This is a genomic window from Collimonas sp. GW821-FHT07E08 (assembly GCF_059418905.1).
The window spans coordinates 33,085-45,439 of sequence record NZ_JBWKQR010000017.1 but is presented as its reverse complement, the minus strand read 5'-3'; the positions used below and the strand labels follow the sequence as shown (position 1 = coordinate 45,439).

Genomic DNA, 12,355 nt, shown 5'->3' with positions numbered 1-12,355 from the left:
GATGAATGAAGCAAATTCTAGCTGCGGCGCGGTTTCTATGATATTACAAAGATATGATGATCTCTGTAGGAAAACATGACATGTCGGATTTCACCCTGCACGACCTGCAATGCTTCGATGCGGTGGTCCGCTCGGGCGGTTTCCAGCCCGCGGCGGCCATGCTGCATCGTTCGCACCCGGCGGTGTTCGCCGCCGTCGCCAAGCTGGAACGGCAGCTCGACCTTGTCCTTCTGGATCGCAGCGGCTATCGCGTGCACCCTACCGAGGCGGGGCTATCGTTCCATCGCCGGGCGCAATCGCTGCTGCGCGAGCTGGAAGGCTTGCGCATCCATGCTGCCCAGCTGTCGATGGGCGAGGAAAGCGAGATCCATGTGGTGATCGGCGACCTCTGCCCGCGCCCGCAGGCGCTGGGGATGCTCGGACGTTTCTTCGCCCGGTGTCCGGGCACGCGCCTGCATCTGCACTTCGAAGCGGTGGGCGGCCCCTGGGAACGGCTCTTCGATGGCGAAGCCGATTTGATCCTGCACTGGATCGACAAGAGCGACCCGCGCGTGGAATGGGTTGACCTGTGCAAGGTGCCGTTTATCCCCGTAGTGGCGCCGGGCTTCCTGCCAGAACGCACCAAGCGCCCCATCACGCCGGACCGGATGCGCACGCTCACCCAATGCATCATGCGCGACACTGCCCGTCATTCACCGCAACAAGACTACTTCATGATCGAAGGCGCGCTGCAATGCATGGTTGCCGACCAGGGCATGAAGAAGGAAATCATCCTGCAGGGCCTCGGATGGGGCCACATGCCCCGCTTCCTGATCGAGGACGAACTGCGCGACGGACGCCTGCAATCGATTGCCGGCCGCCACCTGCCAGGCCGTACCGAGGAACTGGTGGTGGCGCGCCGCCGCGATCGGCCGCACGGGCCGGTCTCGAACCGGCTGTGGGACCATATCCAGCAAGAGGCGCCGCAATTGCGCCGCGCGCTCGAACCTCAGAAACCTGCCATTGGACCGAAGCCGATTGCTCAAGCGTAAGGCGTACCTGCCATGGCAGCCAGCAGCCCGATGGTTCCCTTATCGACAATAGCGAGAAAGACCGCTTCCGCTTCCTCGGCATCTCGCTTCTGCCGAAAAGTCCGGTGCGCCTGGATCAGGGCCACGGTCCACGTCGCCAAGAGCAGGCCGGCCGCCAGGTGGGCGTCGGGATCGGCAGGTTCGCGCCCTGCGCACTCGGTCAGCGCCACCGTCACGACTTGCGCGATCTCGTCACGTATCGCCCTGGCCCGCGCCTTCAGGGTTTCGCTGCCCTCGATCGTCTCTATGAAGCCTTGGCTCTCGACAGAAAACCTGACGTAAGGACTATTTTCCGCAACCAGCCGATGCGCCAGCAGGCGCAAGGTCTCGATCGGCGCGACGCCGGTATCGCGCTGGCGCAATGCTTCGCGCAAGATTGCGCGGCCCTCCTCGTCGCGGTCGAAGAACATGTCTTCCTTGCGGGGAAAATGATTGAACACCGTCATCCGCCCGACGTCGGCGGCGGCTGCGATCTCGTCCACCGTCACATGATCGAAGCCACGTTCGAAGAAAAGGCGCGTGGCGGCGTTGGAGATGCCTTGTCGCATGGCAAGGCGCTTACGGGACCGGAGATCGGATGGTGTTGACATATGGCTCCTGAAGGCACAATAATTCATGTACTCAGTATACATTAGGATCAAGTACATGGAAACACAAATTGATGTGGTGGTGGTGGGAGCCGGTCCGGTTGGACTGCTGTCGGCCATTGAGCTGACATTGGGCGGCGCGCGCGTGCTCGTGCTGGAGCGCCTGGCGGGCATAAACATGATCATGAAGGCAATGTCGGTCGGACCTCTTGGCAGCGAAGCGTTGACGCGCCGCGGGATGGCCGCGGCGATTGCTGCCGCGGAGGCGAGCACTTTCGCGGCGATGGATGCGTTTACAAAACAGACCGGCGCCGAGCTGCGTGGCCGGGCGTCGAAGTACAGCGGCCATTTCGGCGGACTGTCCCTGATCCGGAAGGATGCGCAGAAAGAGCCTGAACGGCGTCCTCGCCTGGTGCGCCAGCACGACATCGAAGCCATGCTGGCCGATCGTGCGCGCGCTCTTGGGATCGAGGTACGCCGCGGCTGCGAGGTCACCGGCTTCGTCCAGCAGGCGGACGGGGTCGACCTGGAGTGGATATCTCCGGCGGGCGCAGGCCGCATCTCCTGCTCCTATCTTGTTGGCTGCGACGGCGGGCGCAGCCTCATCCGCAAGATGGCCGGCTTTGACTTCCCCGGCACGGCCCCGACGTCGACGTTCTACCAGGTTGTCGCGGAAATCGACCATCCCGACCGCCTGCTGCCAATTGGCTGGAATCGCACATCGGGTGGCGTGTTCGCCTACGGGCCTGTCCCCGGCCGATTGTTCATGCTGGACTTTACCGGCCCGCCGGAGGATCGGCAGGCTCCGGTCACGCTTGAAGAGACCGAAGCCGTCCTGCGCCGCATCAGCGGCGCCGACGTCCGCGTGAAAGCGCTCGACAGCGGGAGCCGGTGGACGGACAACACGCGGCTGGTCGATACCTACCGCCGAGGCAAAGTGCTGCTTGCCGGCGATGCGGCGCATGTTCACTCGCCGTTCGGCGGCCAGGGCCTGAGCCTCGGGCTTGCGGATGCGGCAAACCTCGGCTGGAAGCTCGCCTCGGTCATCCGCGGCGAAATGCCGGAGAACCTGCTCGACACCTACACCGCCGAGCGGCGGCCCGTCGCCAAGGCCGTGCTGGCCAACACGCTTGCCCAGATCGCCCTGCTGCGGCCCGATCCGCAATCGGGTGCGATGCGCGACCTCGTGGCGGACTTCATGCAATTCGATGACGTCAACCGGCTCATCGGCGAGATGATGAGCGGCCTTTCCACCCGCTACGACCTCGGGTCCGAGCTGGACGGCGTCGGACGGCTGGTCGGCGACCAGCCGATCAGCCATGGCGATGCCGGCGTCACGCTCTACGCTGCCATGCAGGATGGCATGGGCGTCCTTCTCGACGCCTCAGCCGGAGGGAAGGCTTCCAATCTCGCTGCGGCCGCCACGCAGAGGATACGCTGCGTGGCGGTCGATGCAGGGCCTTCGATGCTGATCCGCCCCGATGCCTGCGTTGCCTGGGCTGGCGACGAGAACAGCATGGACGGATTGAAGGATGCGCTCCGGCGCTGGTTCATTCCGGCGCCGGCCTGACCTTTATTGCCCAAGCCTGACCACATTGGCCGCCGAGTTCGCGCTGTTGCCGTACTGATTGATCACATGCGTGATTTCCCCCACGCCGCCCAGGGACACGGTCGTCATGTTATGGATCATCGCGCCGTTCAGGCCGGCGGCAGGCACTTCGATGGCGCTGCCGAGCTTGACGCTGTTGTTGCTGCTGAAATAGCAGTAGATACCGACGCCCCACGCCTGGTGGCTGGTCACCGAGTCCGCCACTTTATAGGATGCATAGCCGTTCTTGCTGCCGTTCATCCAGCTGCCTTGGTTCGGCACATCGTAAGGCAGCTCGCTCTGGTAGAAATAGACGCGGCCGCCGTTGCCGTTCCATAGGGTCTGGTATTGATGGAAATGTTCGACAAACAGGCCGTAGATGGTGACGTTGGCGCCGTTCACGATCAGGCCGTTGGTGGTCGTGTTGGTGGTCCAGCCGACGCCGTTGCTGTGGTCGGCGCGCCAGATCCAGAAATGATCGCCGATGACATCGCTGCTGTTGATTTTCAGGCTGACCGCGGCTTTGCCTACGGCTGCGCCGCCGACCCTGAAGAACAGGTCATGCAGCGAGGTCGGGTTGGCCGCGTGGCCGGCCGTGCTTCCCGAGGGGCCGACTTCCAGCAGGATCGGCGAACTCACCGGGCCGGCGTCGAACAAGATGCCGGCGATCTTGACGCCGTCGACATCAGCTACCGACATCGCCGCCACGCCGTTGTCCGGCGTCAGCGTGGCAAGGCCGAGGCCCAGCACGACCGTGTTGGCGCGGGTCACGCGCAGCGTATCGTTGAGGTGGTAGACGCCGGGGGTCAGTATCAGGTTCTTGCCCTGGCTGAGCGCGGCGTTGATGGTGGCCGCGGTATCGGTCCCCTCCTTCGCCACATAAAACTCGCTGATGGCGATCGCCTGGCCTGGCGCCGCTGCGCTGGCCCAGGTGGTGCCGTGGCCATTGCTGCCAAGCGCCGGGACAAAAACGCTGTATTTGCCGCTGGCGTCAATCGTCAGGAATGGCTTTTCCCGGACCACGGGGGTAGTCGCCAGGATCGTATCGGGCGGATTCGGCCAGGTGACGCCGCCGGGTGCGCCATCGACGCCCGCGAACACCATGTTCCAGTTGGAGCCGCTCCAGCTGCCGATCTGGGAATTCCGGGTAAACCATTGCTGCTGGCCGCCGGACTGCACCTGGCCGTCGATCTTGGAATCGGCCAGGAAACCGCCGCTGGACCAGCCGCCGTCGTCCAGCGCCAGGTTGCCGCGGATATGCATGCGGCGCAACGGCGAGCCTTGGGAGACTGCCCAGCGGTCCAGGCCGCCGGATGGATTGACCGCCATGTTTTCCGCGCCGCGCCAGAAATTCTGCGTCGCATTGCCCTGGAACCAGTCAGCTTCGGCATGCACCGCGCCAGTGATGTTGACATCGTCGGGAGAATTGCCCAGGCCCAGCACCTGGGTGTAGAAACCGACATTCACGTCGACGCTGTATGAACCAGGCTTGAACAAGAGCGCATAACGTGCGGCGCCGAACTGGTTGCTCTGCTGCTGGTTGAAGACCGTATTCAGTTTCCCCTGGATAGTCGAACTCGGCATGGCCGGATCAAAGATCAGCACATTGGGACCGAAATCCGGCGCCGCGGCGGCGCTGCCTATCGCGAACCAATTGAAATTGCCGACTGCCCCGCCGCTGCCCGCGCTATCCATGAACAGCTGGATCACATGCGGGCCGGCGCTCAGGGTGATGCCGGCCGACACCGTTTGCCAGTTCTGCCAGCCCTGGGTATCGGGAACCGTGAGCTGGGAGGTCGCAGGCGCGCCGTCGACATTGAAATGGAACGTGCCGCCCTGCCCCAGGCTGGCCACCCGCACTTGCGCCGCATAGCTGCCGGCGGTCGTTACATTGACCGTGTAGTTGAGCCATTCGCCCGCCGTGGTCCAGCCGACATCGTAGCCGGCGCCGGTATCGGTGGACGCTTCGATCGCCACACCTTCGGCGCTGCGGTACTGGCCGCCCTGGTTGGTGTTGGCGGCGTTGAAGTAGCCGACGTTCTGTCCGCCGCTATCGAAATTTTCAGCCTGGATGGTTCCCGGCAGCTGCCATGCGGTTCCGCCGTAAGGCGTGCCGGCGGCGGCCGCGAGTTTCGCAGTGCCGGCGGCCGAGCTGGAGGCGGATGTCGCGCCGTCGCCGCAAGCGCTCAGGATGCAGGCGCTTGCAAGGGCCAGCGTAATGCTTTTGAACAAAGATGTAACAGCGGCATTCTCCAAAATATTCTCCTGTTGGATTTTCTTCGGTATCTGGTTGCGGCCGGCTGGCGGCAATGGATTCATTTGCTTGCCGGACTGCCGCCGTGGGTCAGCGTTTCCAGGATCACGTCATGCTCATCGTCAGGATTCGCATGCGGACGCACGTCATTGACCAGGTGTTTCAATGTCTGCGGCAGCGCAACGCCCAAGCGGTTGTGATAGCCGTTGTAGGCACGTTCCATCGTGCCCTTCAGCACCGGGATGTAGCTGCCGTCGCACAAGCCGGGAAAGCCGGCAGGCACGTTGACCGTGTTTGTCTGCGAGGTATTGCGCACGCCTTGCAGCGAGCGCGCGAGGTATTCCAGCGATGTGGTCAGGCGCGCCTGCATCGGGGTGTACAGGTCCGTACCTTGGACATAAGCGGTCTCGGCAGCGTTGAAGACGGCAGCCAGGCCCAGCTGCACATGCTGGGTGTCGCGGCAGGTTTCCTGCGACACGCCGCTGGTGGCCGCGTTGAACACGGTTTGCCCGTTCCAGCCGCTCGGGCTGCCGCTGAATTTCACCGGCGCGCCGCCGTCTGCCGCATGGTTGTAAAAATAGGCCGGCACCCATTTCTTCCACAGCGCAACCGCCGAGGCGTACAGCGCCTTGTCTTCCGTGAACACGGCGATGCCGATCATGCCGTCGATCATGCTCAATTCCCAATTGCCGTTTTTGCCGGCGGCCTGGTTGCCGTTGATATACGGCAGGTACTGGGTCGACAGCATCTTTTGAAAGGCCGTGATGTCGGAAGCCGCCCAGCCGGTATAGGTATAACGGATGATTTCAGCTGCCGCCGGCCATTTTTCCGCAGTCCATGCCGATTGCAGCGGCGCATTGGAGTTGGTGTGGCCGCCGGTCAGGTTGCGGGCATAGGCGTTCATGATGGCGATCGCGTTCTTGGCGTAGGTGGCGTTGCCGGAGATGAACCACAGCAGCGCCTGGGTATAGGCCGCGGCGGCGTCGCTGTCCTCGGCCGAACAGCCGTGGTCCGGCACCGAGCCGGAGCCGCATTCGATCAGGTGGTTCGACGGCGGCCCCTGCACCCTGTAGCTCAGCGATCCCAGGGCGCTGCTTTTGGCCGCGTCGTAGGCCGAGGAAAAAGGCTCGGCGCCGGCATTGACCCGGCTTTTTATGTAATTCAGGCGCGCCATGTCGACCAGCACGCCGGGATGTTTAAAGCTGGCCGGGCTGGCGGCGCGGGTTCCGGCCGCATCTGCCTGTTCGGCGCCATGGCTTGAGAACGCCATGCATGAAAGGCCGATCGCAAGGCCTTTTATCATCTTCGATTTCAATTGACTCTCCTAGATAGATTGGGATGGCTTGCCTGCTGTCGGCGCGGTTTGCGATGGCCAAGGTCGAACAGGTTGCGGGCCTCGCTTTTTTGTTGCGCCGGTTTAATCTATCCTCGATATTTCCACATGGAAACACTTGTCTGACGACTGTAGGAGCTGCAAAAAATGCTGTCAACCTGTATCTGGGTGGTATTGTGAGAAAGGCGATCCGGTCCTGTTCCGGTATCTCGGATACGCGCACAAGCCGTTGTTTACATTAATTTTTCCACAAGTCATCTGACCTGTTGTTTTTCCAGGTGGACTTGCTGCTGTTGGCGAGGATGGCTGCCTGGCTATGCCTTCAAATAAAAATACACACAGTCGGTATGTATCTGTTCCACCTTTTAATGTTTCCGTATGGCATTATTTGCATCGGCTTCAAGCCACGCCGAAAGTGGGCAAATTCTCTTATTCGATAGGAAAACCATGGAAATGAGCCGCAAAGTCCTGTCAGCCGCCATCGCTTGCGCGATCTCCGGCTGCGCCATGACGCCAACAGGAAGCGAAACTCCAGGACCGCAAAATGCGCAAGCCTGTCCCGCAGCCGGCGAGCCTGACATCGCATCATTGTTTGATCGCTGGAACAATTCGCTGAAGACCGGCAACCCGCGCGAGGTCGCCGCAAATTATGCGGATAAATCGGTATTGCTTGCCACCCTGTCCAACAAGCCGCGCGTTACCCGCGAAGAGAAAATCGATTATTTTGAGCATTTCCTGGAAATCAAGCCGAGCGGGAAAATCAATTGGCGCACCATCAAGATCGATTGCACTACCGCCATCGATATCGGCCTGTATACGTTCACGCTAGGGAAAACCGGGCAAGAAGTAAAGGCGCGCTATACCTTCACCTACAAATGGGATGGGAAGCAATGGCTGATCTCGACCCATCATTCGTCCATGATGCCGGAGAAAGAATAGTACGGAATGCCATCCAGCGTCAGTTGGCCGAGAGACCTGGCGAACGATGCCAGGCCCCTCTACTCCGTTTAAGATTTCAAGGCGCGATCCTGCTGATGCGGGTGGCCCAGTTGGTCAGGGCAACGCGGCTGCCATTGCAGCTGAACTGCGCTACCGGATCGGCGAGGCTGGCAAATTGCGCCAGCGTGCAGCCGTGCGCAATGTATTCGGCGCCTAGCCAGATATCGTTGCCGTCGACCGCCGCCGCACCGTAATCGCCCCACCGGCTGCGCGGCGTACCGAAGGCGTTATAGGCGCCGAATTCGTCATCCGGCCCGAGCCCGTTGGCAATGATCTTGGCCGTTTCACCCCTGTGCCCGCGGTCGCGGCTGAAGTGAATATAGCCGGCGCTCGGGTAGTGGTCCGCGCCGGCGACGGTAAAGCCGATCACGCCTTTGCCGTTAGGCAGCGCCGCTATGGCCGGCCGCGTAACGCTGTTGCCGGCAAGCGCCACCTGCCCTTGCCTGGTCACGGATGCGCCGACCTGGCTGGCCGAAACGGCCGGATTCAGCACGTAGTAGGCAATCCCGGTCTGTTCCTGGCCGGAGACATTGACGACGGTATCGAGCGCACCATACAGGCGATCGCCGGTGAAAAATACTTGCTGCATGCGCGAATCGTTCGGATCCAGGTCCGCCAGCGTTTCGGGGACTGCCGGCAGGACAGCGGTCAGGTAATGCCAGCAGCCGACGCCGGCCGGCGTCACCATGCTACGGTCGTTCAGGCAATCCCGCAGCGGCGCGCTGCCCGTTTTCTGCGGAATCGCAGGCGGCACGCCATAGCTGTCGACGCTGACTACATTGTGCAGGAGCGTCAGCGCCGGCGCCGCGTCGTCCAGCGACCTGGTATTGCCGACTGCCCACACCCGCAGGCGATTGTCGTTGCCGGAATTGGAAAATACCGCGACCGAACTCAACAGGTATTCGGTGCCGTGGTTGCTCCGTTCAAAGTCGCCGGCCGGCGAGACTGCCGGCCATACCGTGAATCCTGGATTGCCTTCAAGCAGGTAGTCGGCCGTGTCCAGCTGCACCACCTGTATCGATGCGCTGCCGCTGATCAGCGCTTTTTTCGATATGGCATATATCTGCGCGCTGTTGAAGCCGCCGGAAAACGGGAATTCGTTGGTCGTCAGGTAGATGCCGTGGGCGTCCGCGCCGATATGCGGATAATCGCCCAGGCAAGGACAATTTGGATGCTGGGGCGTACCTTGCGTGCCGTCATCCTGCACGGCGATCTTGTATACCGTCCAGCTCCCGAGCGGATCGGCGGACGAGCTGACCGCAAGGTCGAGATGGTTCGTGCCGGTTTGCGCACCTGTGGCAGGATCGGTATCCAAGGTCAGCACCAGGTGAAACCAGCGTTTTACATCCGGATCGAAATAACAGGCCGGGTCGGTAATCGAGGGACCAAAGACACGTGGCGTGACCTGGCGGTTGATGGCCGGCGCATAACCGTAGAACGCATTGAGCGCAATATCGCCGCTCAATGCGGCGCCCTTGCGGTTATAGACTTTCATGACGTCATTCAGCGATTCCATGACGTAACCGTTGCCGGCGCAAAGCCCCTGGTCCGGCGGCTCAATGGAAAACTGGTTGCCGTTGCTCGCCAGCCGCTGGTTGCGCGAGTTTTCGCCGTCAAAACTGACTTGCACCCGGCGGTCTGGCGCGTCCCTGCCGACTGCTTCGGTCCACTGCCCTTTGCCCTGGGTCCTGGCGATACTGCGGTTTATCTTGAACTTCGCCACCCGCGCCAGCACGCCGGCGGTGCTTTGCGTCCCGTTTTTACCGCTCAACCCCGTCGTACCCGCCGCGGTAGGGCCGTCGGCAAGATCTGGCGCGTTCGAAAATACCGGCGAAATTTCAGGCGAGGACAAGCCGTCGACGCCGACGGTGGCGGCAGGAATCTTGACTGTGCCGCTGCTGGGTATTTGCCTGGTGATGGTGGCGCCCAAGGCAAGGCTTGAGGTAAAACAGGCAACGCTGAGAATTAACGCTAATCCACTAAAATTCCGATTCATTTTCTTCTCCAAAAACCATCATTTTTGAGCCCTTGTCAGGGGAAAGAAAAAACCTGGTTTGCAGACCGCAATGCGGCAGCCAAAAGATGATCCGTAAAATCTTGCGGCGTGCCTGTTGAATCAAGATCCACTCGACCTGGGGAAGGCCGGCGTTGAATAATGAGGGGCAAAATTTGCCCTGCGGAAATTATATATATATTCTCCACAAGGGATCATTTATTTCGCCGTATCGGAAAAACAAGGCAAGCGGAGCAGATGGCTACGGCGAAGCGCAACCCATCCTGACAGGCAAGGAGCAAGCAGGCGATGACAGGCATGAAAGAAATGAGTGCGCTTGCTCCAGCGTTGACGCCGGAGATCTTGCCGCGCCAGGAATTGCCGGCCCGCACAGAAACGGCGCCGGATGGCGGCAACGGCCTGGTCGCGATGGGCGATTTTCACTATGCCGGCAGCCCTCTGCAGCGGCGCGCGACCAACGCGCCAGCTACGCCGATGCCGATGACGATGACCGGCCCGGCTACGCACAGCCCGGGAATCAACCGCACCGGTTTGCCGGACCAGCTGAAAGCGGGCATCGAATCGCTGTCCGGCCTCAGCCTTGACAACGTCAAGGTACATTACAACTCGGCCCGGCCGGCGCAGTTGATGGCGCATGCCTATGCGCAAGGCAGCCAGATCCACCTGGCGCCGGGACAGCAATCGCACCTGCCGCATGAAGCCTGGCACCTGGTGCAGCAAGCGCAAGGCCGGGTAGCGCCGACCACCGAGGCCGACGGCACGCCGGTCAATGACGACGCCGCCCTCGAACGGGAAGCGGACGTGATGGGCCGCAAAGCGGCTGGATTCAGGCAAGTCTCCACCAAGGACGTTCCCAGTGCGTTGACGCCAATCCCAAGCACCGTAGGCAATGGCACTGGCGGCACGGCCCAGCTTGGGAAAAAAAAGAGAAAAGAAACCCTTCTTCAAAAGCTGCGCAGGTCGCGCTTGCGAAACAGGTTCAAGAAAGCCACTCCCAAGAGCGAGCGAGGCATCTTCCGCAAGCAGGCAAAGGACAACTACGGCTACAGGAATGCGGACATCGCCAGGCTGGTTGCCGGCAATCCCGAGGCAAGCACCGCCTTGACTTTATATAACCCCGCGCTCAATCCAGGCATCAACCCGGCCTATTCGCAAATCGGGGTCGGCGACACCAAAGGCTACTATCGCAAGGGATTCGGCGGGCAGCCTTTCCTATATCTCGACTCCGAGGCGTACGACGACAAGCAGATTCCCAGCAATTACGATGACGTCATTGCCCGCTTTAAAGGCAACGACGCTGAAGTCGCCTTCGAGATACTCAGCGCGATCGAATCCGGGCAAAGCAGCGGCAAAGACCAGGAAGCCCAGGCCAAGTCCCTGTTTCTCTTATTGACCCAATTCATCGAAGCGCACAGCACGCGCGTGCCCGGCTCCGACAAGCTTGCGCGCGCCCTGTTGCGGCGCATTGCCCTTGGCCAGTTGACCTTCCAGCAAGCTTTCAACCGCAAGAACGGCCTGTTCGTTTCGGCCTGGGCGAAAAAAGGCGGCGCTCCCCAGGGCGGACAAGTGGCCGGCCGCGCCCTGTTCGGTTTCAGCAAAGACACCGACAGATACGATCTTGAGAAACTGGAGGCTTATCTCGGCGACAAGCTGGTGGACGAGTTGCTGCAGACCATAGACGGCTATTACAGCGACGACAGCGACACCGAGGACGACGACGAAGACCTGGCGCCAAGCATCGACGATAAAGACAGTGCGTCCCTGGAAGAGATCAATGCGGCGCTGGCGATCTTGCAGATTCCGCAGCGCCTCAGCAACATCAACCAGCAGGTACTGCTGCCTGGCATCGGCGCCCTGGTCAAGAAGCAGAGCCTGAAACTCCTGTTGCAGAACCATCCGGACAAAGAAGGCGGCAGCCAGGAAGCCTTCGAGCATATCGTCAATGCGCGCAATCTCCTGGATGACCTGATTTCCCAGTATTCCAACCAGGGGTTCATCGATCTCAACCAGCGCAACCTGGATATCTACCTGCAAAGGGATGGCCTGGCGGCGGAAAGGGTCGCCGGCGACGGCAACTGCTTTTATGCCGCGGTGCTTGACCAGATCCTCTATCTCGACGGCGTCAACGCCAATCCAGCCACGTTAAGGCAGCGGGTGGCGCAGCTGATCCTCGACAACGCCGCCTATTTCCAGGTATTCGTCACCGGCAACCAGCTCAACCGCATCGTCGACGATATCCTCACCAGCCGCAGCTGGCGCAACGTCGGCGGCGATTTCGCGCCGCAGCTGATGGCTACCGTGCTGCAGCGGCCGGTGCAGATCATCCAGCCGTCCGGACCGCTTGTCATCGATCCGATCGGCGGGCTGGTCCTGAACCACAACAATACTTTCGTCACCCGCAACCAGCAGATCAGCATCGTCTACGACGGCAACGCCCACTATGATTCGACCCGCAGCACCCGGCAGCAGCTGCAATAGCTGCGGTAGCGAACCGGCATGTGCACAGTCGC

Annotated in this window: 8 protein-coding genes; 4 read left to right on the top strand and 4 right to left on the bottom strand. The window is 61.4% G+C overall.

The window, feature by feature from the left end; genetic code table 11:
* Positions 1-80 precede the first annotated feature (80 nt).
* Positions 81-1,031 (top strand): LysR family transcriptional regulator, encoded by a 951-nt coding sequence (locus AC07RZ_RS20155; RefSeq protein ID WP_494669348.1) that lies wholly within the window; start codon positions 81-83, stop codon positions 1,029-1,031.
* Here the strand turns inward: AC07RZ_RS20155 and AC07RZ_RS20150 are convergent.
* Entirely contained in the window at positions 1,022-1,660 is a 639-nt protein-coding gene (locus AC07RZ_RS20150; RefSeq protein WP_494669298.1) for a TetR/AcrR family transcriptional regulator, read from the bottom strand. The genes AC07RZ_RS20155 and AC07RZ_RS20150 overlap by 10 nt on opposite strands.
* A 55-nt stretch (positions 1,661-1,715) precedes the next feature.
* On the opposite strand from AC07RZ_RS20150, the gene AC07RZ_RS20145 reads away from it, so the two are divergent.
* Complete coding sequence (locus AC07RZ_RS20145) at positions 1,716-3,227, top strand: FAD-dependent monooxygenase (RefSeq protein WP_494669297.1); 1,512 nt, start codon at positions 1,716-1,718, stop codon at positions 3,225-3,227.
* 3 nt (positions 3,228-3,230) lie between these two features.
* Here the strand turns inward: AC07RZ_RS20145 and AC07RZ_RS20140 are convergent, their stop codons facing one another.
* Entirely contained in the window at positions 3,231-5,501 is a 2,271-nt protein-coding gene (locus AC07RZ_RS20140; protein ID WP_494669296.1) for a pectate lyase-like domain-containing protein, read from the bottom strand.
* Between the two features lie 59 nt (positions 5,502-5,560).
* Entirely contained in the window at positions 5,561-6,802 is a 1,242-nt protein-coding gene (locus tag AC07RZ_RS20135) for an alginate lyase family protein (RefSeq protein ID WP_494669295.1), read from the bottom strand.
* Between the two features lie 483 nt (positions 6,803-7,285).
* Between AC07RZ_RS20135 and AC07RZ_RS20130 the strand changes: the two genes are divergently transcribed.
* Positions 7,286-7,771, top strand: coding sequence for an SgcJ/EcaC family oxidoreductase (locus AC07RZ_RS20130; RefSeq protein WP_494669294.1), 486 nt, complete (start codon positions 7,286-7,288; stop codon positions 7,769-7,771).
* Between the two features lie 76 nt (positions 7,772-7,847).
* Here the strand turns inward: AC07RZ_RS20130 and AC07RZ_RS20125 are convergent, their stop codons facing one another.
* Positions 7,848-9,827, bottom strand: coding sequence for a hypothetical protein (locus tag AC07RZ_RS20125; RefSeq protein WP_494669293.1), 1,980 nt, complete (start codon positions 9,825-9,827; stop codon positions 7,848-7,850).
* A gap of 315 nt (positions 9,828-10,142) precedes the next feature.
* Between AC07RZ_RS20125 and AC07RZ_RS20120 the strand changes: the two genes are divergently transcribed.
* Positions 10,143-12,323 (top strand): eCIS core domain-containing protein, encoded by a 2,181-nt coding sequence (locus tag AC07RZ_RS20120; RefSeq protein WP_494669292.1) that lies wholly within the window; start codon positions 10,143-10,145, stop codon positions 12,321-12,323.
* Positions 12,324-12,355 lie beyond the last annotated feature (32 nt).